The organism is Micromonospora sp. NPDC023737 (assembly GCF_040639715.1).
Classification (GTDB): domain Bacteria; phylum Actinomycetota; class Actinomycetes; order Mycobacteriales; family Micromonosporaceae; genus Micromonospora.
The window spans coordinates 48,235-73,229 of sequence record NZ_JBFAAL010000023.1 but is presented as its reverse complement, the minus strand read 5'-3'; the positions used below and the strand labels follow the sequence as shown (position 1 = coordinate 73,229).

Sequence of the window (24,995 nt, the reverse complement as noted above, 5' to 3'; positions counted from 1 at the left end):
CACCCGCTACGCCAAACGGGCATCCCTATACCGGGCCAGCCTGGTCCTCATCGCCACTGTCATCTGGCTGCCATGATCGACAGGACACGCCCTAGGCAGGTGGTGGCGGTGGCCGAGCCGGACGCGGCGGCCGACCGCGACGAGAGCGGAGCCGGCGGGCCGGACGCGGCGACCGATCGTGACGAGGGCGGAGCCGGCTGGCCCGGGCCGACACCCACCAACGGTCACGGCGTCGGATCGTGACCGGGGAGGCGCGAGCGTTTGTCTGCTCGCCGTCGGGCTGGTCTTCGTGCTGGTCGGGATGTTCGGCGCGGCGGTCGGCGCCGCCCGGACGGCACGCCAGCAGGCAGCGGTGGCGGCGGACCTCGGTGCGCTGGCCGGGGCCGGGCGAGCGCCCGTCGATGCGGGGGCGGCCTGTTCGGTGGCGGCCGAGATCGCGGGGCGCAACGGTGGACGACTGCTGGGCTGCCGGCTCGACGGTCTCGACGTGGTGGTCACCGCCGAGGTCAGTGTCGCCCCGCTGCCCGGCCTGACCCGTGTCGCCACGGCCACCGCGCGTGCCGGCCCACTGCGAAGCTGACGCCCGATGTGATCCATGGCAGCCCGAGGCGTATCCCAGCGCGATCACGCCGACTACGATTGTCGATGGACGGGGGAGGTGTGACATGCACGAATGCGATGCGTCGATCGGCCTGCGGGACCGCCGCGCGCTCGGTGCGGGCCGATGGCTGGCGCTGCTGCTGACCACAGTCGGCATCGCGGTGGTCCTCTGGGCGGGAGTCCGATGGAACCTCTCGAGCGAGAGCGCCTTGGCGTTCTATGTACGAATCGGCGTCGCGGCCTGGATTCTCGTGATGCTGACTGGTGCCCTGTGGCTGGCCGCCAACCGAACCAGGCGGCCACCTGGGCAAGGGGAACAGCCCCAGCCTGATCGTCCCCGGAAATCCGGGCGGTACGCCGCCGATCTCTGCCCACACGGCGTCACCCTGCTCGCCGGACGGGGCCCACTTCTGCCCTGGTCACACGTCACCGCCATCCAGGTCCATCCCACAGGCTCCGGCCGGGGCGGGGCGGTCGCCGCGCGACTGAGCTCATCCGCCGAACCCACTGGGTTGCCCGCCGTCGCACGGATGGTCACTGACGGTTCGGTGCCCGCCGACCCGAGCGTGATCTGGTTGGGGCACGTCAAGAACGCCGCCGAGGCCGACCGGGTCCGCACTCAGCCCAGCCGATGGCGAGACCGCACCTCCCGGTGACCGCCGCGTCGACGCGGGCGGACCGAGTTCGCCGACTTCATCGGCCCGGTGGTCGCCGAGTGCGCCGGCCCCGTCCGGGTAGCGGGAGCCAGGCTGGTCTGAGCGACCGGACGGCGGGCGCCCCGGAGCGCCGTGCACGAGCAACGGCACCGGGGCGGTACCGGCGTCAGCGGGCCTGAAGAGCGTCCAGGGCGATGGCCATCGCGATGACCAGTCGGCGGTCGATCTGCGGGTGCTGGATCTCGACCACGTACCGGTCGCGCAGGCCCCACTTCTTCACCACGGAGAAGACGGGCTGACCGCCGGCGGTGAAGTCGAAGTGGTACGGCAGCCAGGAGAGCGAGTCGACGAAGCGCCGCAGCAACGCCACCGGCAGGCTCCGCTCCTGCCCGGTGACCTCGGGCAGCCCGGCCTGCTCCACGTGCCACGTGGAGCGCAGCAGGGACTGCGCGAAGTTCTTGCGGAACAGGCCCACCGGGTTACCGACCGCGTCGGTGACGTCGTACGTGGCACCGAGATCGAGGGCCTGGCGGGCCTTGAAGCCGAGGACGGGCTGCTGCTTCGAGTCGTCCGTGTAGAGGGTGACCTGCTCCTTGAAGGCGAGGCGCTTCTGCTGGGCGAAGGCCAGCAGCTGCCCCTCCGAACCGTCCGGCGCCACCGCGAGGACCTCGTACTGGTTGACCATCAGCCGCACCCGCTGGCGGATGTGGAAACGCTGCTGTGCCTGCAACATGTCGGGCTGCATTGTGTTCTCCTCGATAAGGGTCGCCGGAGTGTCGCACACCACAGCACGCCCGCATCGGCCCGGCTCGACGCACGACCGGTGAGGGCGAGTGCCGGGACCACGCCGCCACGACCGGCGGGACCGCGTCGCCACGACCGGTGGGAGGGCTGGGGGAGCGGGGCGCGTGGCCGCCGCGCCGCCACGACCGGTGGGACCGCGTCGCCATGTCCGGGTGGGAACGGTTGTCAGGAACGCGGTCCGGACGGCAGGTTGGCCAGCACCACATCCAGCACCCGGACGGCGTCCGCCTTCGAGAGCGGGTTGTTGCCGTTGCCGCACTTGGGCGACTGCACGCAGGACGGGCACCCGGTCTCGCAGGCGCACTCGGCGATCGCGTCGCGGGTCGCGCGCAGCCAGGTCGCGGCCGTGCCGTACGCGCGCTCGGCGAAGCCGGCCCCGCCCGGGTGCCCGTCGTACACGAACACGGTGGGCGCCTCGGTGTCCGGGTGCAGAGCGGTGGAGAGCCCACCGATGTCCCAGCGGTCGCAGGTGGCGATGAGCGGCAGCAGACCGATCGCCGCGTGTTCGGCGGCGTGCAGTCCACCCGGCACTTCCGACGGCTCGACGCCGGCCGCCGCCAGCGACTCCGGCGAGAGCGTGAACCAGACCGCGACCGTACGCAGCTCGCGGGCCGGCAGGTCCAACGGCCGAGTGTCGATCACTTCCCCGGTGGCGATCCGCCGCCGCTGGTACGACACCACCTGGCTGGTCACGTCCACCTCGCCGAGGAACATCCCGACCGGCCCGGCGTCCACGTACGAGCGCACCGACACGACGGAGACGTCGGTGACGTCGCGGGCATGGGTCGACCAGTCGGGTTCCTCGGCGTGGACGAGCGCGCACCCGTCGGCCAGGTCCAGCTCGTCCACCACGTACGAGACGCCCTGGTGCAGGTAGACCGCGCCAGGATGGAGCAGGAAGTGTGACGAACCACCGTCCACCGTGCCGAGCAGCCGCCCCGTGGCCGCCTCCACCACGACCACCGGCGCCCCGCCCTCGCCGCGCAGGTCCACCTCGGGCCGCTCCCGGTGCCGCCAGTACCAGCCGGTCGGGCGTTGCCGCAGCGCGCCGGCCGCTACGAGCTGGTCGACTGCCTCCTTCGCCCCGTCGCCGAACAACACCAGGTCGGCCGGAGTGAGTGGGGCCTCGGCCGCGGCGCACGCGAGTTGCGGCGCGAGGACGTACGGGTTGGCCGGGTCGAGCACGGTCGCCTCGACCGGCCGCCCGAAGACCGCCTCCGGGTGGTGCACGAGGTAGGTGTCGAGCGGGTCGTCCCGGGCCACCAGCACGGCCAGCGCCTCCTGCCCGGAGCGCCCGGCCCGCCCGGCCTGCTGCCAGAGCGAGGCCCGGGTGCCCGGGTAGCCGCAGATCAGCACCGCGTCGAGGCCGACCAGGTCGACGCCGAGCTCCAGCGCGTTGGTGGACGCCAGCCCGAGCAGGTCGCCGTGCAGCAACGCCCGTTCGAGTTCCCGCCGCTCCTCTCGCAGGTAGCCGCCGCGGTAGGCGGCCACCCGATCGCCCAGCCCCGGTACCGCCTCGTCCAGTGCCCGCCGGGTGTTCGCGGCCACCACCTCGGCGCCCCGGCGGGAGCGGACGAAGGCGAGGGTGCGTACGCCCGCGGCGACCGTGTCGGCGAGCAGGTCCGCGGTCTCCCGCAGCGCGGACCGGCGTACGGGTGCGAGGTCCGCCGCGTCGGAAGACGTGTCGGCCGAGGGCAGCAGCGGCGGTTCCCAGAGCGCGAAGGTCACCCCGCCGCGGGGCGATGTGTCCTCGGTGACGGCGGCCACGGGCAGGCCGGTGAGCCGCTCCGCCGCGGTCGCCGGGTCACCCGAGGTCGCGGAGGCGAGTACGAAGACGGGCGTACTGCCGAACCGGGCGCATTGCCGCCGCAGCCGGCGCAGCACGTGTGCGACGTGTGAGCCGAACACGCCCCGGTAGGTGTGGCACTCGTCGATCACCACGTACGTCAGCCGGCGCAGGAATCCTGACCACTGGGCGTGGCCGGGGAGGATGCCGTGGTGCAGCATGTCCGGGTTGGTCAGCACGAACCGGGAGTGCCGCCGGATCCACTCCCGCTCGGCGCGCGGGGTGTCCCCGTCGTAGCAGGCGGGGCGTACCCCGTCGAGTTCCAGTTCGGCGACGGCGCGTAGCTGGTCGGCGGCGAGCGCCTTGGTCGGTGCCAGGTAGAGCACGGTGGCCCGGGGGTCGGCGAGCAGGGTGGCGAGGGCCGGCATCTGGTACGCCAGGGACTTTCCGGACGCGGTGCCGGTGGCGACGACCACATGCTGGCCGTCGTACGCCAGGGCGGCCGCCTCGGCCTGATGCCGCCAGGGCGCGGTCACCCCGCGCCCGGCGAACGCCGCCCGCAGTTCCTCCGGGACCCACTGCGGCCACGGAGCAGGTACGCCCGTCCGAGCCGGTACCCGCTCGACGTGGGTGACCGGGTCGACGTCGGCGCGGGCGCGCAGCCGGGCCAGCAGGTCGGCCGGTGCGTGCCAGGGAGGAGGTGCGGATACCCTGGCGGCGGTCGACGGCTCCAGGTCCTGGCGCGACGTCAGCCGCGCCGAGGTGAAGCTGTCGTAAGTCACGGGGAAAACTCTCGCACTGGTGTTCGGAGATGAAAAGCCTGGGCCCAGGGTATGGGGGAGGCTTCGCCGGTGACCACTGCGTGTTCCGGCGGTAGTGGTTAGATGCCCAGGAGAGTTTACGGCTCTTGCGAGGAGGACAGATGGAGCTGTCGCTGGCGACCCGGGCCGTGGGGGAGCACACAGTGCTCGAGGTCGGCGGTGAGGTGGACGTCTACACCGCCCCCCGGCTGCGCGAACGGCTCCTGGAACTGATCGACGGCGGTGCCCGGCACGTGGTGGTGGATCTCGGACGGGTGGATTTCCTCGACTCCACCGGCCTGGGGGTGCTGGTCGGTGCGCTGAAGCGGCTGCGCGCGGCGGGTGGCAGCTTCGCGCTGGTCTGCGACAAGGAGCCGTTGCTCAAGATCTTCCGCATCACCGCGCTGGACCAGGTATTCCCGCTGCACCCGACGGTCGACGCGGCGATCGCCGCCGGCTCGACGGGTGCCGGCGCGTGATGGCGACGGTTCGGCTCTCCTTCTCGCCGGCGCCGGTGCACGTGCGCACCGCTCGCCTGGTCGGCGTCGCGGTCGCCCGCCGGGCGGGTGTCCGCGAGGACCTGCTCGACGAGGTACGTCTCGCCATCGGTGAGGCGTGCACCCGTGCCGTCGCTCTGCACCGCCAGTACGGACTGCACGATCCGGTGCTGGTGGAGATGTCCGACTCCGGGCAGTACGCCGTCCGGGTGGTCGACCGGGCGCCGATCGAGGCGGGTATCGGTCTTGCCGCGCTGCCACCCGACGAGTTGGCCAACGAGTCGCTCACCGACGAGGCGCTCACCACCGGCGTGGGTTTCGCCCTGCTCGCCGGTTTCGTGGAGGACCTGCAGGTGCGCCCGGTCGACGAGGGCGTCGGCACCGAGGTGCGCATGGTCTGGCCGGTCGGCCGCTGATCTTTTCCGTCCACAGAGGCCGTGCCCTTCGGGCGCGGCCTCTGTGGCATGGACCGGCTCCTATATCAGATTCTCTCTCATAACACAGCGACGAAGATCATCGACATGGGGTGGACCCTGCGTGTGACCTCGGACACTGCGGAGGGCTACAGTACCCGGGTTGTCAGCAAGTGATCCATCCCGCACCCAGCGGGAACGGGTGTTCATCGCTGGTCCGTTGGGTGGGGTCGGCGCGCGCTTGCGAGTCCGCATTAGGCGCCGGGTGGTGCGTCTCCACCGACCGGTGCGTGTTCGGTACAGGAGGACACAGATGTCCGAGACCTTGGCCGCCGAGGGCGGCGGGCTTTCCCTTACCGGAGCCAATGTCACGTACGTGGTCATCGCCGCGGTGATCGCGCTGGTGGCGCTCGTCTTCGCCGCCGCCCTGACCAGGGCGGTTCTGGCGGCCGGCAAGGGCACCACCAACATGCAGGAGATCTCCGGCGCGGTCCAGGAGGGCGCCTCGGCGTACCTGCTCCGGCAGTTCCGGACCCTGGCGATCTTCGTCGTCGTCGCCGTCGTACTGCTGTTCCTGCTGCCGGTGCACGACACCGACGGCAGCGAGACCGCGGTGAAGATCGGCCGCTCCGCGTTCTTCGTGGTGGGCGCGCTCTTCAGCGCGTTCATCGGCGGCGCCGGTATGTGGCTGGCCACCCGCGCCAACCTGCGGGTCGCCGCCGCCGCCCGGGAACGGCAGGGCGGCCGCGAAGCAGCCATGAAGATCGCCTTCCGGACCGGCGGCGTGGTCGGCTTCCTCACCGTCGGCCTCGGCCTCTTCGGTGCGGCGCTGGTCGTGCTGATGTTCCGCGGCGACGCCCCGACCGTGCTGGAGGGCTTCGGCTTCGGCGCCGCGCTGCTGGCCATGTTCATGCGGGTCGGCGGCGGCATCTTCACCAAGGCCGCCGACGTCGGCGCCGACCTGGTCGGCAAGGTCGAACAGGGCATCCCGGAGGACGACCCGCGTAACGCCGCGACCATCGCCGACAACGTGGGCGACAACGTCGGTGACTGCGCCGGCATGGCCGCCGACCTGTTCGAGTCGTACGCGGTGACCCTGGTCGCCGCGCTGATCCTCGGCCGGGCCGCGTTCGGCGAGCAGGGTCTGGTCTTCCCGCTGATCGTCTCCGGCATCGGCGCGGTCATCGCGATCATCGGCGTCTTCATCACCCGGCTGCGGGCCTCGGACCGTTCCGGCCTGACCGCCATCAACCGGGCCTTCTACGCCTCCGCGATCATCTCCGCGATCCTGGTGGCCGTCGCCACGTACGCGTACCTGCCGGCGACCTTCGCCGAGCTGGAGGGCGGCCTGACCGACGTCAGCGAGAACCCGCGGGTGGTGGCCATCGGCGCCGTGGTGATCGGCATCGTGCTGGCCGCCGCGATCCAGGCGCTGACCGGCTACTTCACCGAGACCAACCGGCGCCCGGTGCAGGACATCGGCAAGAGCTCGCAGACCGGCCCGGCCACCGTCATCCTCGCCGGCATCAGCATCGGCCTGGAGTCGGCGGTCTACTCGGCGCTGCTGATCGGCGCCGGTGTGTTCGGCGCGTTCCTGCTCGGCGGCAGCTCCATCACGCTCTCCCTCTTCGCGGTCGCCCTGGCCGGCACCGGTCTGCTCACCACGGTCGGGGTGATCGTGGCGATGGACACCTTCGGCCCGATCTCCGACAACGCCCAGGGCGTGGCGGAGATGTCCGGCGACATCGACGAGCACGGCGCGCGGACGCTGACCGAACTGGACGCGGTGGGCAACACCACCAAGGCCATCACCAAGGGCATCGCCATCGCCACCGCGGTGCTCGCGGCGACCGCGCTCTTCGGCTCCTACACCGACACCCTGCGCCTCGCGTACGCGGACGCCGGGGTGGGCGACGTCGGCGCTGAGATCCTCAACTCGCTGAACGTGGCGAACCCGCGGAACCTGGTCGGCCTGATCATCGGCGCCGCGGTGGTCTTCCTCTTCTCGGGGCTGGCCATCAACGCGGTCTCCCGCTCCGCCGGCGCCGTGGTGATGGAGGTACGCCGGCAGTTCCGCGAGCTGCCCGGGATCATGGATCGCACCCAGCGGCCCGAGTACGGCAAGGTGGTCGACATCTGCACCCGGGACGCGCAGCGCGAGCTGATGACTCCGGGCCTGCTGGCCATCATGGCGCCGATCGCTGTCGGTTTCGGCCTCGGCCCGGGCGCGCTCGCCGCGTACCTCGCGGGCGCGATCGGGGCCGGCACGCTGATGGCCGTCTTCCTGGCGAACTCCGGTGGCGCCTGGGACAACGCGAAGAAGCTGGTCGAGGACGGCGCGTACGGCGGCAAGGGCTCCGAGTCGCACTCGGCCACCGTCATCGGCGACACCGTGGGCGACCCGTTCAAGGACACCGCCGGCCCGGCGATCAACCCGCTGATCAAGGTGATGAACCTGGTCTCGCTGCTGATCGCGCCGGCCGTGGTGGCCTGGAGCATCGGTGACGACAAGAACACCGGCCTGCGGATCGCCATCGCGTTGGTGGCGTCGCTGGTCGTCGTCGTGGCCGTGGTGATCAGCAAGCGCAAGGGTGTGGCGATGTCCGATTCGGACGCCGGTGACGGCACCGGGTCGGGTAGCGCCGAGCAGCGGCCGGAGACGGTTCCGGCCTGACCCGTACCGCACCGGGTGACCCCGGTCGGCGTCCAACGCCGGCCGGGGTCACGCAAACCTGAGCGGTGCCCGCGTTCGACGGAGGTCGTACGCTGCAACGCATGCGTACGTGCCGGGCGACTGCCGCCGGAAAGCTCACGGTGGTCCTGGCCACGCTCGCCCTGGTGGTCGCCGGGTGCGGCGGCGGCCCCAGTCCCCGGGCCTGGGCGTCCTCGGTCTGCTCCGCGCTCGCCCCGTGGCGGTCGGAGATCAGCCGGTTGACCAGCAGCACCGACCAGCAGATGACGGCGCAGACCACTCCGGCGCAGGCCAAGGAGAACCTGGTCCGCCTCTTCGACGGCGCGGAGAACGCCAGCGAGACGGCCCGGCGCCAGGTCGAGGAGGCCGGTGTGCCGGAGGCCGAGCACGGCGAGGAGGTCTCCGCCGGCTTCCAGAGCGCGCTGGGGCAGATGCGGGACGCGTACGGCCGCGCGGGGGACACCATCGAAGGGCTGAGCACCGGCGAGCCCACCGTGTTCTACGACGGCGTGCGGGCCGCGGTGGAGACGCTCAACAAGGAGTACGACGCAAGCACGCTGGACACGAGCCGCCTCAACTCAGAGGAGTTGAGACAGGCCTTCGACGAGGTGCCGGAGTGTCGCTGAACGGGCTCGGCGAACCGTCGGGGACGCAGCAGCCCCCGACGCTCTTCCCGGTGCCCGAACCGGTGCCGCCGCGCCCGAGCCGTCGCCGTGTGCCGCGTCCGTCGGAGGCCTCCGCCGATTCCGGCGACGGTACGGGTGATCCGGGGGCCGGCGCGGCCGGTGCGGACTCCGGGGGCGGGCCGAACACCGTCCGCGTGCCGGGGCGCTCCCAGCCGGTGGACGCCGACGAGGCGGGGCGGCAACTGGTCTTCTTCGGCGCGGAGACGGTCGAGCCGACCGTGGCCGACCTCGCCGGCCTGCTCGCCGGCCCCGGGGAGGTCGTGCGGATGGGCGGCACCGCCCGGCTCTCGATAGTGGTGGACGCGCCATGGCGGGTGCACGTCCTGGTCGCCGAGCTGGCTCAGCGGGGAATCGCGGCGAGTTGGGAGCCGACCGAGGACGAGCGGCACGCGGTACGCACCTCGTACACCCGGACGCTGAAGCCTCTCGCAGTGGCGTGGCTGCGCGGGGCGGCGAAGCGCCCCCCGGCCGGGTTCCATCTGAACGGACGGCGGCTGCGGCTCTGGCTGGCCGCCGCGGGAGAGGTCGACCCGCCCGGGTGCCGGCTCCGCCTGGGCCCGGCGGACGAGGAGTGTTGGGATCCCGTCGGCCGGGCGCTCGCCGCGGTCGGCCTCGCCGGTGAACTGCTCGATCCGGCAGCGGGCGGGCCGGCCTATTTGATCACCGGTCGTACGCGGTTGCGCCGCCTCGCCGAACTGGTAGGCGAACGCCCACCCACCGCCCCACCCCCCACCTGGCCCTAACCCGCCCTCACCCCCGCCCCCTCGTGGGCACGCTTTCACGGAAAGAGTGGCCATCCGGCGCGCGGAGGCCACTCTTTCCGTGAAAGTGGCCCTCACGGTGGTTGGGGGGCGCGCGTAGCGCGCGGGGTGCGGTCGGGGAGTGGGGGTGTCTGGTGGCGGACAGGGGGTGGGGGAATACTGGCGGAAAACGGGCAGTTGGGACTTCGGTCGAGGGTCCGCCATCATCACAGTGACCCGCTCGAGGCCCTACCCACGGTGTACGGTGGCGCCGTCCGGCACATCCGGCCCCACGCCGGAGTGGTTTGCCGCCCGCGAAACCCGAAACGCGGACGGCGCGTTACGTTGGACATCCGGACCGCCGGGGTCCGGTGGGTCGAACACGGCCTGAAACGGGTACCGAGCGGTCACGAGCAGGAGATAGGTCAGGGAGAGACGTGCCGAGCAACGCGGGAACCACCCGTCTGGTCATCGTCGAGTCACCGGCGAAGGCCAAGACGATCTCGGGCTACCTCGGCCCGGGGTACGTCGTGGAGGCGAGCTTCGGCCATGTCCGGGACCTTCCGCGCAACGCCGCCGACGTACCGGCCAAGTACAAGGGCGAGCCGTGGGCACGGCTCGGGGTGGACGTCGACAACGGCTTCCACGCCCTCTACGTCGTCTCGGCCGACCGCAAGCAGCAGATCAGCAAGCTGACCAAGCTGGCCAAGGAGGTCGACGAGATCCTCCTGGCCACGGATGAGGACCGCGAGGGCGAGGCGATCGCCTGGCACCTGGTGGAGACGCTCAAGCCCAAGGTGCCGGTCAAGCGGATGGTCTTCCACGAGATCACCAAGCCGGCCATCCAGGCGGCGGTGGCGAACCCCCGCGAGATCGACCGGGACCTGGTCGACGCGCAGGAGGCCCGGCGCATCCTCGACCGCCTCTACGGCTACGAGGTCTCCCCGGTGCTGTGGAAGAAGGTCATGCCGAAGCTCTCGGCGGGCCGGGTGCAGTCGGTGGCGACCCGCATCGTGGTCGAGCGGGAGCGGCAGCGGATGGCGTTCCGCACCGCCGAGTACTGGGACATCCTGGCCACGCTGGCCGTGGCGAACGCCGGCGAGGGTCCGCGTACGTTCCACGCCACTCTGATCGCCCTGAACGGTGACCGGGTCGCCGCCGGTAAGGACTTCGAGCCGACCACCGGTCGGGTGAAGCCCGGTGCGGGCGTGGTGCACCTGGACGAGAGCGGTGCCCGGGGCCTGGCGGCCCGGCTGGCGGACCGCCCGTTCACCGTCACCCGGGTCGAGGAGAAGCCCTACCGCCGTCGCCCGTACGCGCCGTTCATCACCTCCACCCTTCAGCAGGAGGGGGCCCGCAAGCTGCGGTTCTCGTCCCAGCAGACGATGCGTGTCGCGCAGCGGCTCTACGAGAACGGCTACATCACCTACATGCGTACCGACTCGGTGAACCTGTCGGAGACCGCCATCTCGGCGGCCCGGCGGCAGATCGTCGAGCTGTACGGCGAGCGCAGCGTGCCCCCGGAGCCGCGTCGCTACACCGGCAAGGTGAAGAACGCCCAGGAGGCGCACGAGGCGATCCGCCCGGCAGGGGACAACTTCCGTACCCCGGGCGAGGTGGCCAAGGAACTGTCGGCCGACGAGTTCAAGCTCTACGAGCTGATCTGGCGGCGCACCATCGCCTCGCAGATGACCGACGCGATCGGCTCCAGCGTGTCGGTGCGGATCCGTGCGCTCTCCAGCACCGGCGAGGAGGCCGACTTCGGCGCGACCGGCAAGACGATCACCGACCCGGGCTTCCTGCGGGCGTACGTCGAGTCGAGCGACGACGAGAACGCCGAGGCCGAGGACGCCGAGCGGCGCCTGCCCACCCTGGTCAAGGACCAGCCGCTGACCGCCGAGGAACTGGCCGCGCAGGGGCACCACACCCAGCCGCCGGCCCGCTACACCGAGGCGTCGCTGGTGAAGGCGCTGGAGGAGCTGGGCATCGGCCGCCCGTCGACGTACGCGTCGATCATGCAGACCATCCAGGACCGCGGCTACGTCTCCAAGCGCGGCCAGGCGATGATCCCGTCCTTCCTGGCGTTCGCGGTCATCGGGCTGATGGAGCGGCACTACCCGCGCCTCATCGACTACGACTTCACGGCCAGCATGGAGAACGAGCTGGACGAGATCGCCGGCGGAGACCACGCCGCCGTCGACTTCCTCACCTCGTTCTACTTCGGCAGCACGAACGGCACCGGAGACCAGGCGATCGCCCACGCGGGTGGGCTGAAAAAGCTGGTCACCGAGAACCTCAGCGAGATCGACGCCCGCAGCGTCAACTCCATCCCGCTCTTCGCCGACGACGAGGGCCGGGAGGTGGTCGTCCGGGTCGGCCGGTACGGCCCGTACCTCGAGCGGCGGGTTCCGGGCGAGGAGGCCGTCCCACCGGCGGAGGGCGAGGAGGGCGCAGCGCACGGGGACCGGGCACCGATCCCCGAGGGCCTGGCGCCGGACGAGCTGACCCCGGAGAAGGTGCACGAGCTCTTCCTCGGTGGCGGCGGCGAGCGCAAGCTCGGCGACGACCCGGCCACCGGCGAGCCCATCCTGCTCAAGGCCGGCCGGTTCGGCCCGTACGTGGCGAGCGGTGAGCGCAAGTCGTCGCTGCTGCGTTCGCAGTCGCCCGACTCGCTCACGTTCGAGCAGGCGTTGCAGTTGCTGAGCCTGCCCCGGCTGATCGGTGCCGACCCGGAGGGCAACGAGGTCTTCGCCAACAACGGCCGCTACGGCCCGTACGTCAAGCGCGGTGACGAGTTCCGCTCGCTGGACTCGGAAGACAAGATGTTCACCGTCACGCTCGACGAGGCGCTGGCCCTGCTGGCCGCTCCGAAGACCCGGCAGCGACGGGCCGCCGCGCCCCCGCTGCGGGAGTTGGGTGCGGACCCGGCGACCGATAAGCCGCTGGTCATCAAGGACGGCCGGTTCGGCCCGTACGTGACCGACGGGGAGACCAACGCGTCGCTGCGGCGCGGCCAGACTCCCGAGGCGCTCACGATCGAGGAGGCCTCCGAGATGCTCGCCGAGAAGCGGGCGAAGGGGCCGGCGCCACGCAAGAAGGCGGCCGCCAAGAAGGCCCCGGCGAAGAAGGCCGCGGCCAAGTCGACGACTGCGGCGAAGAAGACCGCGGCGGCGACGAAGTCGACCGCGGCGAAGAAGACCACGACGGCCAAGGCCACCCCGGCCAAGAAGGCCGCTCCTCGTAAGGCCACCACCCCGACCGACTGACGCCGGGCACCCACTCCGTCGGGCACTCGGTCTCCTACGACCGGTCCGAGGCGCCGGGCCGGACCGGCTCGGCGTGGAGCTTGGGAACCTGTGGCCTCCGGAGGGGCGGCAACCGCCGGAGATCGCCAGGAGGTGCGGGGGTCAGGCGCCCAGGAGGCGTGTCAGGTGGGGGTTGGTGAAGACGCGGTCGGGGTCCAGGCGGTCGCGGACGGTGCGGAAGTCGGTCCACCGGGGGTACGCGGGCGCCAGCGACTCCGCGTCACGCGAATGCAGCTTGCCCCAGTGCGGTCGGCCGCCCAGCTCCGTGGCGATTCGCTCGAAGGCGGTGAAGTACGGCTCGTACGGCATGCCGACGTACTGGTGGATGGCCAGGTAGGCGGAGTCGCGGCCGTACCCGTGCGACAGCCAGATGTCGTCGGCGGCGGTGAAGCGCACCTCGACCGGGAAGAGCACCTTGAACGGCAGCCCGTCGACGATGCGCCGCAGCGCGGCGAGCGCCTCGCCGAGCGCGGCGCGGGGTAGCCCGTACTCCATCTCCACGAAGCGGACCCGGCGCGAGGTGCAGAAGACCGCGTCGGAACGCCCGGTGTACCGGCGTTCGGTGAGGGCTCGCGCGGAGATTGCGCTGATGGTCGGGGCTAGGGCCGGCACGGCTCGGCCGACCCGGCACGCGCCCGCGAAGACGGTGTTGGACAGGAACTCGTCGTCCAGCCAGCCGCGCAGCCGGGACAGCGGTCGGTCGTCGGCGGGCACCCGGTCGTTCGCCTTGACCTGCACCCTCGCCGTGTACGGGAACCAGTAGAACTCGACGTGGTCGTGCGCCTCGATCAGGGCGGGCAACTCGGCCAGTACGTCGTCCAGGGGCGCCGGCCGCTCGTGCGCGTGCAGCACGAACGCGTCGACGCAGCGCAGCGTCACCTCGACCAGTACACCGAGCGCGCCGAGCGAGACCCGGGCGGCGGCGAAGACGTCCGGGTTCTCCTCGGCCGAGCAGCGCAGCACCTCGCCGGCACCGGTGACCAGGGTGATCGCCTCGACGAAGGTGGCGAGGCAGCCGTGCCCGGCGCCGGTGCCGTGCGTGCCCGTGGAGATCGCCCCGGCGACGGTCTGCGCGTCGATGTCGCCCAGGTTGGGCAGCGCGAGTCCGTGCCGGGCGAGCAGGTCGTTGAGCGCGTGCAGGGTCATCCCCGCCGGTACGGTGACGAGCCGCTGCGCCGCGTCCACCCGCACACCGGTGTCCAGCGCGCTCAGGTCCATCCGCCGGTCGTCGGCGAGGGCGATCGGGGTGAACGAGTGCCCGCTGCCCGCGACCCGGATCCGCCCGCGGGCGTCCCGGGTGGCGAGAACGGCATCGACGATGTCGGCGACGGAGCCGGGGCGCAGGATGATGGCGGCACCGTTCTGGTTGCCGGCCCAGTTGGACCAGGGGACGGTGGAGGGTGCGGTCCCGGCCATGCGCGCTCCTCGATATGAATATGAAGTGACTTCATATCAGGAACGTTGTCGCTGGTAAATACCGCAACTGAGGTCCGCTCGTTGTACCGGTAGTCACGGGCTCGTGACGTGCAGATATGTTCATCCGTCGAAGGGGGGTGGCGCCGAGTGTCCACACCAGCCGCCACGACCGGGCCGCTGCGCCGCGTACCGGTGCAGGGTCGAAGTGTCGCGCGGGTCCAGCGGATGCTGGACGCCTGCGCCGAACTCGTCGACGAGGTGGGGTACGAGGGACTGACCACGACCTTGCTCGCCGAGCGCGCCGAGGTGGCGATCGGCTCGGTCTACCAGTTCTTTCCGGACAAGCGGGCGATCGTGCAGGCGCTGACCCTGCGCACGATGGAGTCCTACCTCCAGCGGCTCGACGAGCGGTTCGCCTCGGACGACCTGACCCACTGGTGGGACGGCGTCGACGCGAGCATCGACGAGTACATCTCGATGCATCGCACCGTTCCCGGATTCCGTACCCTGCACTTCGGCGACGTGGTCGACCTGCACCTGCTCGATGAGCAGCGGGACAACAACGGAGTGATCGCGGACCAGTTGGCCCGGGTGCTCACTGAGCGCTTCGGGCTCACGGACGTCCCCGAACTCCGCTTCCACCTGGAAGTCGCCGTGGAGACGGCCGACGCGCTCATCAAGCTCGCGTTCCGGCGCAGCCAGGAGGGCGACGACCGGGTGCTGGCCGAGGCCAAGGCGCTGATCCGGGAGTACCTGCACCGCCAGGTCGACGGCGCGCCCGGAGCAACTGAGCCGACCGGTCGGCCCGATCGGTCGAGAACCGACGTGCCGGCCGGTCGACTCGAGTAACCTCGCCGGCTCCGCCCGGCGGGCTCCGTGGTCAGCTGCGGCCTCGATGCCCGCAGCGCACGGCGATACCCGGGCCGCGATGGACGGGGCGACGCGTGGTGCGCGGATCACCCGGTACGCCGTGCGGGCCACCGACGCGGCGAACCCGCGTCAGAGGAAGGCGTGCCCCTCGCCGCGGTAGGTGGGCACCGTCGCGACGATCGACTCACCCTCGATCAGGTGCAGCTCGTTGACGTGCTCACACAGCTCGCCGGCCTTCGCGTGCCGGAACCACACCCGGTCGCCGACGCGGAGCGTGTCGGCTGCGCCGCCGGCCAACGGCGTCTGCACCTCGCCCGCGCCCTCGGGACCGAGCAGTTTCAGCCCGGCCGGCAGGACCGGCCGGGGCAGCCGGCTGGCCGCGGCCTGGCCAGAGGCGATCCAGCCGCCGCCGAGCACGGTGGCCAGGCCGGGGGCCGGCCGGCGCACCACCGAGCAGGCGAAGTAGGCCGATGGGGTGGGGCGCCACGCGCGGTACGCGTCGAAGAGCGTCGGGCCGTACAGACCCGATCCCGCGGTGACCTCGGTGACCGCGGGATCGGCGCTGGTCGCGGCCACGCTGCCGGTGCCACCGCCGTTGACGAACTCCAACTCGGCGTGCTCGCGTACGGCCGCCACCGCCGCGCTCCGGCGGGCGAGCAGTTCCCGGTACGAGCCACGCTGGGCCAGCCGGATCGCCTGGCCGAGTACCGCCTGCCCGGGCGGCGCGTCGCCGAGGCCGGCGATCTGGGCCTCGTACGCCATGAGACCGACCAGCCGGAACCCGGCTCGTCCGGCGACGGTGGCGGCGAGAGCGCCGGCCGCCGCGGCGCCGTGCACCGGGGAGCGCCGCACACCGATGTGCACGCGTCCACCGAGCGGTCGCCAGGAGGCGTCCAGTTCGAGGCAGACCCGCAGTTCGGGTCGGCGGTCGGCGGCGCGGACGCCGTCGACCAGGTCGAGCTGGTCGGGGCTGTCGATCATCAACGTGATCGCCGCGGCGAGCTCGGTGTCGCCGGTCAGCGCGGCCAGGGCGGCCCGGTCGACGGTCGGGTAAGCCACCAGCACGTCGTCGCAGACACCGGCCCGGACCAGCCAGATCGCCTCGGGCAGGGTGAACGCCATCACGCCCCGCCAGCCTGGCCGCCGCAGTGCGCGGGCGATCAGCTCGCGGCTGCGTACCGACTTGCTGGCGAGCCGGACCGGCTTCCCGGCGGCGAGGCCGACCAGCTCGACCGCGTTGGCGTCGAAGGCGGTCAGGTCGACCACGGCGTACGGCGGATCGAGGTGCCCGGTCGCCCGCTCCAGGCGCTCGCGAAGTTCGTCACTTTCGATGGCCACGTGTGCACGCTAACTGTCCGGCGGTCAATACGAAATAGCCTCGCGTCCGCCCGGCTGCGGGTCATGGTCCCGGCGGCCTAGGCTCGGCGAGCAGGAGAATGTCAGGGTGGGGTAGCAGCCCACCGGGTCTAGAGTGTTCCACCGGGGATGCCCAGGGATGGGCCGGCACGTGGAGGTACGGCCATCGAAAGCCAGAACAACGGCGAGTCGCCCGGCGTGTCGCCGTCCGACGGCCCGCAGGGCCCGGCCGAGAGTCCCACCGCCCCGCTCGGCAGCGCTGAGGGGCAGATCGGCGGTGCCGCGGGCAAACCGACCACCCCGCCACAGACCGACCGGTCCGGCTACAGCGCGATCCGCTCGGTGCTGCGTATCCGGCCGTTCCGCCGGCTCTGGATCGTGCTCGGCGTCGCCTCCTTCGGCGACTGGCTCGGCCTCCTGGCCACCTCCGTCTTCGCCGCCGCGCAGGTGCACGGCAGCACGGCGCAGGGCGCCGCGTTCGGTGGCGTGATCGCCGTACGGCTGCTGCCGGCGCTCGTGCTCGGGCCGCTCGCCGGCGTCTTCGCCGACCGGTTCGACAGGCGCTGGACCATGGTCATCTGCGACCTGCTGCGCTTCGTGCTCTTCGCCTCGATCCCGCTGTACGCCCTCACCGGCGCCAGCGGCGCCCTGGTGGTCACCTGGGCGGCGATCGCCACGTTCCTGATCGAGTCGATCACCCTGATGTGGATCCCGGCCAAGGAGGCCGCGGTACCCAACCTGATCCCGCGCGCCCGGCTGGAGACGGCCAACCAGCTCACCCTCATCACGACGTACGGCCTGACGCCGGTGCTCGCCGCGCTGGCCATCGCGGGGCTGGACCGCAGCGTGCGAGCGGCGACCGGCGGAGAGGTCCCCGGCTGGGCGGAGCCGGCCCAGCTGGCACTCTGGTTCAACTCCTTCTCCCGGCTCGCCACCGCCGTGGTGGTGGCGTTCGGGATCAAGGAGATCAGCCAGAGCCGGGGCGGCAAGCACGAGCACGCCGAGCAGAGCATGACCCGGCAGTTCGTCGAGGGCTGGCGGTTCATCTCCCAGACCCGGCTGGTCCGGGGCCTGGTGCTCGGCATCTTCGGTGCGTTCGCCGGCGGCGGCATCGTGATCGGCACCGCCCGGTTCTTCGCGAACTCGCTCGGCGCGGGCGACGCCGCCTTCTTCCTGCTCTTCGGCGCCATCTTCGTCGGCCTGGCGCTCGGCATCGGCCTCGGCCCGATGATCGTCAAGGAGATGTCCCGGCGTCGCTGGTTCGGCATGAGCATCGTGCTGGCCAGCGCGGCGGTCATGACGCTCGCCTTCGCCATCCACCTGTCGATGGCGATCGTCGGCGCGATCCTGGTCGGCGCCGGCGCCGGGATGGCCTTCCTGGCCGGCACCACGCTGCTCGGCGGGGAGATCGCCGACGAGGTACGCGGGCGGGTCTTCGCGGTCGTGCAGATCGGCACCCGGCTGGTGCTCATCCTGGCGATCGCGCTGAGCAGCCTGCTCGCCGGTGTCGGCGGATCCCGCCAGCTGGAGATCGCCGACCTGGGCATCTCGGTCTCCTCCACCCGGCTGCTGCTGCTCGCCGCCGGCGCGGCCGGCATCTTCGCCGGCATCAGCGCGTTCGGGCAGATGGACGACAAGAAGGGCGTACCCGTCCTGGCCGACCTCTGGGGTTCGGTGCGGGGCCGTCCGCTCATGCCCGCCGAGCCGTTCGTCTCCACCGGGCTCTTCGTGGTCTTCGAAGGCGGCGAGGGCGCCGGGAAGTCCACCCAGCTCGCGATCCTCGCGGACCGGATGCGCGCGCAGGGCCGGGACGTGGTGGTCACCCGCGAGCCGGGCGCCACGCCGGTGGGTGAGCGCATCCGGTCGCTGCTGCTCGACCCCACCGAGGGTGAGGCCCCGTCGCCGCGCGCCGAGGCGCTGCTCTACGCCGCCGACCGCGCCCACCACGTGGCCACGGTGGTCCGCCCGGCGCTGGCCCGGGGCGGCGTGGTGATCAGCGACAGGTACGTCGACTCCTCCCTGGCGTACCAGGGAGCGGGCCGTACGCTTCCGGTCGACGAGGTCTCCTGGCTCTCCTCCTGGGCCACCGGCGGGCTCAAGCCGGACCTGGTGGTGCTGCTCGACGTCGACCCGCGCACCGGGCTCTCCCGGGTCGCGGCCCGCAGCGAGTCCGCCGACCGGCTGGAGGCCGAGTCCGTGGCCTTCCACGAGCGGGTCCGGTACGCGTTCCTCGACCTCGCGGCCGCCGACCCGAAGCGCTACCTGGTGCTCGACGCCGGTTGGCAGGTCAAGGAGATCGCGCGGCTGGTGGCCCAGCGGGTCGACGATCTGCTCGGCGACCCGGCCGGGATCGTGCACCCCCGCCGGGCGCAGGGGCCGGACACCTCGGTGCAACCGGAGTTATCCGACGCGGAGATGGTGACGATGGAGCAACGGACCTGATGCCTGACGTCTTCGCCGACCTGGTCGGCCAGGACGAGGCGGTGGCCACCCTGCGCCGGGCCGCCGCGGCGGCGGCCGCCGTGCTGCGGCACGCCGCCGGCGACCGGACGTCCGCGCCGGGCGGGAACGCCGACGCCGGTACGCCCGCCGCCGACCCGGGTGCCGGGATGACCCACGCCTGGATCTTCACCGGGCCGCCGGGCTCCGGGCGCTCGGTGGCGGCGCGCGCCTTCGCGGCCGCCCTGCAGTGCGTGTACGGCACGGGCTGCGGCGAGTGCCCCGGCTGCCACACCACGATGACCGGCACCCACGCGGACGTCCGGCTGGTGGTGCCGGAGGGGCTCTCCATCGGCGTCGGTGAGATGCGGGCGCTGGTGTTGCGGGCTGCCAGCACCCCGTCCGGCGGGCGCTGGCAGGTGGTGATCATCGAGGACGCCGACCGGCTCACCGAGGCGGCCGGCAACGCGCTGCTCAAGGCGATCGAGGAGCCGCCCCCACGTACGGTCTTCCTGCTCTGCGCCCCGTCCACCCACCCGGACGACATCTCGGTGACCATCCGGTCGCGGTGCCGGGTCGTACCACTGCGGCAGCCGCCGCCCGCCGCGGTGGCCGAGGTGCTGGCCCGGCGCGACGGCGTCGCCCCCGACGTGGCGCAGTGGGCGGCAGCGGCCGCCCAGGGGCACGTGGGCCGGGCCCGGCGGCTGGCCCGCGACCCGGAGGCCCGCAAGCGGCGCGACGCCGTGCTCGCGGTCCCGCGCCGGCTCACCGGGGTGGGTGCGGCGTTCGACGCGGCGTCCGCGTTGATCGAGGCCGCCGAGGCGGAGGCCGAGGCGTCCGTGGCGGAGTCCGACGCCGCCGAACGGGCGGCCCTGGAGACGGCGCTCGGCGCGGGCGGCACCGGTCGCGGCGCGGCCGGCGCCATCCGCGGTGCCGCCGGGCAGCTCAAGGAACTGGAGAAGCGCCAGAAGTCGCGGGCCACCAGGGCCCAGCGGGACGCGCTGGACCGGGCGCTGGTCGACCTCGCCGGCTTCTACCGCGACGCGCTCACCATGGCGCTGCGCGCTCCGGTCGCACCGGTGCACACCGATACCGCCGAGATGGCCGCCGCCGGAGCGCAGAAGTGGGACGCCGAGGGGGCGTTGCGCCGCCTGGAGGCGGTGCTCGCCTGCCGCGCGGCCATCGAGGCGAACGTGAAGCCCCGGATCGCGGTCGAGGCGATGATGCTCGCCCTCTGGAAGGGCTGACCGGGCAGGACCGGCCGCGGTCTCCGGCCCGTACGGCCCGGCGAGTTCCGGTTCGCCGCGACCGGCTGCCACTTGCGGCGGGTGCCGGCACGCCCCGCGCGGCGCCGGTCCCGCGTGCCGGACCGGTCGTCCACAGGCATCGACAGGCGCGATTTCCATACGGTACGGTCCCGGGGAATGTCGTGGTGACGGGGGCGCCACGCTCAGTGAGGATGAGCCGGGGGAGGAGTCCGCCGATGCCACGGGGGGAGATCGACGAGGCCTGGATCGAGGAGGCGGTACGACGCTACCGCCGCATCGAGTCACTCCAGGCCGAGTTCGACCAGGCGGTGTCGACCGTGGAGGTCACCGTGCGCTCGCCCGACGGGCTGGTCGAGGTGGTGGTGACCGCCGGCGGCCGGATCACCGACGTCCGCTTCCTCGGCCCGCTGCACGCCCGCAATCCCCGCGACGTGGCCGGCTCGGTGCAGGCCGCCGTCACCGCCGCGGCCGATGCCGCCGAGTGGGCCCGGGAGAAGCTGCACAACGAGACCTTCGCCGCCTACCGACCGCTCGCGGGGGCCTGAGATGGACGCCCTGCGCGCTCTGGCCGACCGCCTCGACGAGGCGGCTGCCGCACTCACCACGCTGTCCCACACCGTCACCGCGAGCGACCCGCCGCAGGCCGCCTTCGGCGCCGACGCGCCGGGTCGGCCGGGAGAGATCGGCCGGGCCCTGCACCGGCAGTGGACGGCGGCCACCGACAGCCGGTCCCGGGAGGCCCGGGTGGCTGCCGGCCGGCTCAACGCCGCCGCCTCGGCGGTGCGCGAGGCGGCCGAGCACTACGTCGAAGTCGACCAGAAGGTACGACGGCGGCTGGTCGGGGAGGCGTGATGGACGCCCTGGACCGGCTCGCCGAGCCCGGGCTCGACCTGCTGCGCCGGGTGGACACCCTGCTCGCCGCCGGTGCTCCGGAAGAACACCGGGTCTGGCCGCTGCTGCGCCGCATGCAGGTGCTCCCCGGCGAGGCGGTACGCCACTTCCTGGATCTGCGCCCCGCCCCGCTTGCGGACGCCGGCCACGGGGTGCGCCGGCAGGTGCACGGGTACGACGACGTCTCCACCACGCTGACCGATCCGGTGCTCTGGTCCGGGCCGGCCGCCGAGGCGTACGGGCAGGCGCGGGCGGCGCTCCTGCGTCACCTGGACGAGGGGCCGGAGAGCCTCGTCGGGCGGCTGGAGTCCACGGCCGGCTACGCCGACGCGCTCGCCGACTGGGTCGAGGGCAGCCGACTCGCACTGGCCCGGGCGCTGGCCGACGTACTCCGCTCGGCCGAGGCCGTGGCGGTGGTCGCCGCGACCTCCGTACTGACCGGGGCTGCGTCCCGACCAGGGCCGGCCGGTCCGCGCGTCATGGCGGCGGCGGAGATCGCCGCCAGGGTGCTCGCGGTGCTCTGCGTCGCCTACGACGGGGCGGAGACGCTGCTGCGGCAGTGGGGGCCGAGCCTCGCCGAGTCGACGTGGCGTCCGTCGGTGGTCGGCCGTCCCCGCTACGACGGGGTCACCCGCGTGGGCTGGTGACCCCGGACAGCCCACGGCGTCGCGCTCGGGCACCCGGCCGAGGCCGGTGCCGGCGGCGACGCCGTGGACTTCCCCCTGCACCCCCCGCAGGTCTGGTCTCCACTCAACGCGCCCGCCGGTCGTTTGTCGCGTGTCGCGGCCCGGATTCAGCCGTCCGGGCGAGGATCAACGGCACGACGGGTGGCCGCCGAATCAGTCGATTCGACCCTTGTGGATGACTGCACGGCGTAGTCGGCCGGCGACGGCGGCCCCGACACGGGCCGCCGGTTCGTCGTAGGGTGGGGGCATGGGCATGCTCTGCGCGGTCAGCTTCAACCGGTACGGGCGCCTCTACTACCTCGACCCGGGTGAGCTTCGCCCCCAGGTCGGCGACAAGGTGCTGGTGCCCACGGACGACGGGCCCGAGGTGGCGGAGTGCGTCTGGGCCGCGCAGTGGGTCAGCGAGGACACGGACGGTTTCCCCAAACTGGCCGGTTTGGCCGGCGAGGACGACCTACGCCGTGACGAGGCGCTTCGCCGCCGCAAGGCCGAGGCGAAGGTGGCTGCCAAGCGGCTCATCCGGGCACACGGGCTGCCGATGAAGGTGGTGGCCATCGACCATGTGCTCGGCTCCGCCGAGGCCGGCGGGGAGCGGACCACCGTCTACTTCACCGCCCCGCACCGGGTGGACTTCCGCTCGCTGGTTCGCGATCTCGGGGCGACCCTGCACTGCCGGGTCGAGCTGCGCCAGCTCTCCGCCCGGGATTCGGCTCGGGTCCAGGGTGGAATCGGCTCCTGCGGGCGGGACCTCTGCTGCGCGACCTTCCTCACCGACTTCGAGCCGGTCACCATCCGGATGGCGAAGGACCAGGATCTTCCCCTCAACCCGCTGCGCATCTCCGGAGCCTGCGGCCGACTGATGTGCTGCCTGAAGTACGAGCACCCGCTCTACCAGCGGTTCCAGGAGTCGGCACCGCCCGTCGGTGCCAGGGTCACCACGCCTGAGGGCGACGGCCGGGTGGTGGGCCACAGCGTTCCGCGGGATTCGGTGACGGTCCGTCTGGACGCCGACGGCTCCCGCTGCTCCTGCTCCCGCGCGTCCGTCTGCGCCCCCCGCCAAGCCCACGACCAGCACTACAACGCCTAACCCCTCCCCCTCCCCTCCGGGTCCCCCCGTCCCGGCCTCCCCTCCGGGTCCCCCCGGTTGATCATGAAGTTATTGCCGGCCGCCTCGGCGTGTCACGGCAATAACTTGATGATCACCGCGGGAATCCCGGGGTCCGGGCGGCCGGGTGGGGTGGGAGGGGGTGGGGTGGGTGGTTAGGTGATTTTGATTGGGGGTTCGGCTAGGCGGGGGGTCAGGGGGGTCCTCGGGGTCAGCCAGGAGGCCGTGGGGGTCTCGTCGGGGTTGACCTGCCAGTCCCGGGCGACCCGATCCACGGCTATCGGATAGATGGTGAGCGCGCCGTCCGGGTCGATCCGTATCCGCAGGAACGCCTTCGAGTCCTCGATACCCTGCCCGGCGAAGAGCTCGTTGAGATTCACCCCGAACGCGCCGGCGACCAGCAGGTACGCCGCCACCAACTGGCTCGCCACCAGGCCGCTGACCGGGCCGTAGATCACCGCGGCGGCGACCACCGGCAGCGGCCACGGCCAGTCGGCGAAGGGCAGTTGCAACCAGACCCAGGTACCGGCCGCACCCAGTGCGAGGTGAGCCAGCCCGTGCCCGACGCCGAGGATCCAGTGCCGGGCGTGCCGTTTGCCACCGGCGCTCGGCGGCTTCGCGAAGAACGCGGCCCCGAGCAGCGTGACCAGCAGCATCAGCACCAGAGGCACACTGAACAGCCGCTGCTCGGTCGTGCCGACCCGGTTAGCCGCGACGCCTGCCATGGCGAGCATCAGCAGGGTGTGCAGGGTGCCGAGCAGTGTCGTGAAGCCCGGGTTGCGCAGCGGCAGCCGGGGAAAGATCCCCCAGCCGTACCGCCGGCTGCGGGGTGCGTCGGGGTAGCGCGCCGCCAGGTCGTACGGGCGGGAGAGGCTGGCCCGCCGCGCCAGGGTGTCCTTCGGGGGCACCTCGATCCGCTCGGGCAGCTTGTGCGTCGGATAGAGATAGGCGCCGCCGCTGCCGCAGGTGACGAGTTGCCGGTCCGGGCCGGAATACCGGGCGTAGTGGTGCAGGTCGCCGGAGATCAGCAGACGCACCTGGGCCCCGGTGGGCGCGATGATCGTACGGATGAAGTAGTCGATCGAGTCGTACGCCGTGGGATGGTCGACGGCCTTGACCCAGGTCGGTGCCGGCACCGCCAGGATCACCCGGCTCTGCGGACCCAGCTGCTGCGCCACCGTGTCGAAGTAGGCCAGCTGCGGGTCGTCCAGGTACGAACCGGACTGATCGTCCAGGCCGAGCAGCCACCAGTCGGCGGGCAACTCGACCGCGAAGTACGACCGGGACTGGCCGGTACCCCAACCGCCGAAGTGTCGATCCCGGGAGCGGACGAAGAGCCGCAGGAAGGCGGTGAGACCGTCGTACCAGTCGTGGTTGCCGGGAACCGCGAAGAGCGTGGGCCGCTCGGGCGGGGTGACGGGCAGCGCCGCCTGGTAGGGGCCCTTGCACCGGTCCTCGTACGCCTCGAAGGCCGCCGACGGGTAGACCTGGTCGCCGCCCATCACGAGCGTCTGCGCGCGCGGCAGCCGGTGCCCGTCGATGTCCAGCTCCGGCTGGGCGAGCAGGTACGCGATCGAGTAGGTGGCGTTGAAGCCGTCGCCCAGGTCCGCCACGTAGTCCAGCCAGAGCCCGCCGTCCGGCCCGACCTGCCGCTCGATGCGGGCCTCGAGCGAGTTCTGCAGCTCCCGCTTGTCCAGGTACGCGCCGAAGAGCATCGCGAGGAGCGTACGGATGCCGGTGCTGATCAGCAGGAACGGCGCGAGCCACGGGACCGGCTTGCGTGGAGTGAAGCCCAACTCCAGCGGGTCGGTGCTCCGGGGTCGGCGGGCGGCCCGCTCCCCAGCCCGACCCGTGGCGGCCTGGTCGCCGCTGTTCGCGGCGGCCGACCGGCCGTCGAGGGGGCGGTCCGGGTCGTCGGGGCGGGCGTGATCGTCGGTCACGGGCGCAGCGTAGTCCGGCCCCAACGCGAGCGCTGTCCGGCGAAC

21 protein-coding genes are annotated in these 24,995 nt (G+C 72.4%); 16 read left to right on the top strand and 5 right to left on the bottom strand.

Annotated elements, in window-relative coordinates:
- The first annotated feature begins 72 nt into the window (after positions 1-72).
- From AB0F98_RS29530 to AB0F98_RS29520, 3 genes are all read left to right on the top strand, one after another.
- Positions 73-243 (top strand): hypothetical protein, encoded by a 171-nt coding sequence (locus AB0F98_RS29530; protein ID WP_357742103.1) that lies wholly within the window; start codon positions 73-75, stop codon positions 241-243.
- Positions 179-580, top strand: coding sequence for an Rv3654c family TadE-like protein (locus tag AB0F98_RS29525; protein WP_357742089.1), 402 nt, complete (start codon positions 179-181; stop codon positions 578-580). The genes AB0F98_RS29530 and AB0F98_RS29525 overlap by 65 nt, the downstream gene beginning before the upstream one ends.
- Positions 581-665: 85 nt before the next feature.
- Entirely contained in the window at positions 666-1,256 is a 591-nt protein-coding gene (locus AB0F98_RS29520; RefSeq protein ID WP_357742086.1) for a hypothetical protein, read from the top strand.
- A 166-nt stretch (positions 1,257-1,422) separates the two neighbouring features.
- Here AB0F98_RS29520 and AB0F98_RS29515 read toward each other — a convergent pair whose 3' ends face one another.
- Both AB0F98_RS29515 and AB0F98_RS29510 read right to left on the bottom strand, forming a co-directional pair.
- On the bottom strand, positions 1,423-2,001 hold the full coding sequence (locus AB0F98_RS29515; protein ID WP_357742083.1) for a hypothetical protein: 579 nt from the start codon (positions 1,999-2,001) through the stop codon (positions 1,423-1,425).
- A gap of 224 nt (positions 2,002-2,225) precedes the next feature.
- Entirely contained in the window at positions 2,226-4,628 is a 2,403-nt protein-coding gene (locus AB0F98_RS29510) for a DEAD/DEAH box helicase (RefSeq protein ID WP_357742080.1), read from the bottom strand.
- A 140-nt stretch (positions 4,629-4,768) separates the two neighbouring features.
- Between AB0F98_RS29510 and AB0F98_RS29505 the strand changes: the two genes are divergently transcribed.
- From AB0F98_RS29505 to topA, 6 genes are all read left to right on the top strand, one after another.
- Complete coding sequence (locus tag AB0F98_RS29505; RefSeq protein ID WP_357742077.1) at positions 4,769-5,125, top strand: STAS domain-containing protein; 357 nt, start codon at positions 4,769-4,771, stop codon at positions 5,123-5,125.
- On the top strand, positions 5,122-5,559 hold the full coding sequence (locus AB0F98_RS29500; RefSeq protein WP_355150611.1) for an ATP-binding protein: 438 nt from the start codon (positions 5,122-5,124) through the stop codon (positions 5,557-5,559). The genes AB0F98_RS29505 and AB0F98_RS29500 overlap by 4 nt, the downstream gene beginning before the upstream one ends.
- Positions 5,560-5,869: 310 nt before the next feature.
- A complete protein-coding gene (locus AB0F98_RS29495) occupies positions 5,870-8,230 on the top strand; it encodes a sodium-translocating pyrophosphatase (protein WP_357742074.1) in 2,361 nt (786 codons plus the stop codon).
- A gap of 101 nt (positions 8,231-8,331) precedes the next feature.
- Positions 8,332-8,874, top strand: coding sequence for a hypothetical protein (locus tag AB0F98_RS29490; RefSeq protein WP_357742072.1), 543 nt, complete (start codon positions 8,332-8,334; stop codon positions 8,872-8,874).
- Positions 8,875-9,089: 215 nt separating this feature from the next.
- Complete coding sequence (locus AB0F98_RS29485) at positions 9,090-9,677, top strand: hypothetical protein (RefSeq protein WP_357742100.1); 588 nt, start codon at positions 9,090-9,092, stop codon at positions 9,675-9,677.
- Between the two features lie 434 nt (positions 9,678-10,111).
- Positions 10,112-12,940 (top strand): type I DNA topoisomerase, encoded by a 2,829-nt coding sequence (gene topA / locus AB0F98_RS29480; RefSeq protein WP_357742069.1) that lies wholly within the window; start codon positions 10,112-10,114, stop codon positions 12,938-12,940.
- A 141-nt stretch (positions 12,941-13,081) separates the two neighbouring features.
- Here topA and AB0F98_RS29475 read toward each other — a convergent pair whose 3' ends face one another.
- Positions 13,082-14,395, bottom strand: a complete 1,314-nt coding sequence (locus AB0F98_RS29475; RefSeq protein WP_357742066.1) for a D-arabinono-1,4-lactone oxidase — start codon at positions 14,393-14,395, stop codon at positions 13,082-13,084.
- A 225-nt stretch (positions 14,396-14,620) separates the two neighbouring features.
- On the opposite strand from AB0F98_RS29475, the gene AB0F98_RS29470 reads away from it, so the two are divergent.
- Positions 14,621-15,244 carry a TetR family transcriptional regulator gene (locus AB0F98_RS29470; protein ID WP_357742097.1) on the top strand — a complete coding sequence of 208 codons (624 nt, stop codon included), beginning with the start codon at positions 14,621-14,623 and terminating at the stop codon, positions 15,242-15,244.
- 150 nt (positions 15,245-15,394) lie between these two features.
- On the opposite strand, the gene AB0F98_RS29465 is transcribed toward AB0F98_RS29470, so the two are convergent.
- Positions 15,395-16,603 carry an amino acid deaminase/aldolase gene (locus tag AB0F98_RS29465; RefSeq protein WP_357742063.1) on the bottom strand — a complete coding sequence of 403 codons (1,209 nt, stop codon included), beginning with the start codon at positions 16,601-16,603 and terminating at the stop codon, positions 15,395-15,397.
- 147 nt (positions 16,604-16,750) lie between these two features.
- Here AB0F98_RS29465 and tmk point away from each other — a divergent pair, with 147 nt between their 5' ends.
- The 6 genes from tmk (at position 16,751) to ricT (ending at position 22,992) form a co-directional block, all read left to right on the top strand.
- Positions 16,751-19,063, top strand: a complete 2,313-nt coding sequence (gene tmk, locus AB0F98_RS29460) for a dTMP kinase (RefSeq protein WP_357742060.1) — start codon at positions 16,751-16,753, stop codon at positions 19,061-19,063.
- A complete protein-coding gene (locus AB0F98_RS29455; protein ID WP_357742057.1) occupies positions 19,063-20,307 on the top strand; it encodes a DNA polymerase III subunit delta' in 1,245 nt (414 codons plus the stop codon). Before tmk ends, AB0F98_RS29455 begins: the two co-directional genes overlap by 1 nt.
- A 236-nt stretch (positions 20,308-20,543) precedes the next feature.
- On the top strand, positions 20,544-20,873 hold the full coding sequence (locus AB0F98_RS29450) for a YbaB/EbfC family nucleoid-associated protein (protein ID WP_355150629.1): 330 nt from the start codon (positions 20,544-20,546) through the stop codon (positions 20,871-20,873).
- A 1-nt stretch (position 20,874) separates the two neighbouring features.
- Entirely contained in the window at positions 20,875-21,180 is a 306-nt protein-coding gene (locus AB0F98_RS29445; protein ID WP_357742053.1) for a hypothetical protein, read from the top strand.
- Positions 21,180-21,866 (top strand): hypothetical protein, encoded by a 687-nt coding sequence (locus AB0F98_RS29440; RefSeq protein ID WP_357742050.1) that lies wholly within the window; start codon positions 21,180-21,182, stop codon positions 21,864-21,866. The genes AB0F98_RS29445 and AB0F98_RS29440 overlap by 1 nt, the downstream gene beginning before the upstream one ends.
- A 286-nt stretch (positions 21,867-22,152) precedes the next feature.
- Complete coding sequence (ricT, locus tag AB0F98_RS29435; RefSeq protein ID WP_357742047.1) at positions 22,153-22,992, top strand: regulatory iron-sulfur-containing complex subunit RicT; 840 nt, start codon at positions 22,153-22,155, stop codon at positions 22,990-22,992.
- 173 nt (positions 22,993-23,165) lie between these two features.
- Here the strand turns inward: ricT and AB0F98_RS29430 are convergent, their stop codons facing one another.
- Positions 23,166-24,950 (bottom strand): metallophosphoesterase, encoded by a 1,785-nt coding sequence (locus AB0F98_RS29430; protein WP_357742044.1) that lies wholly within the window; start codon positions 24,948-24,950, stop codon positions 23,166-23,168.
- Positions 24,951-24,995 lie beyond the last annotated feature (45 nt).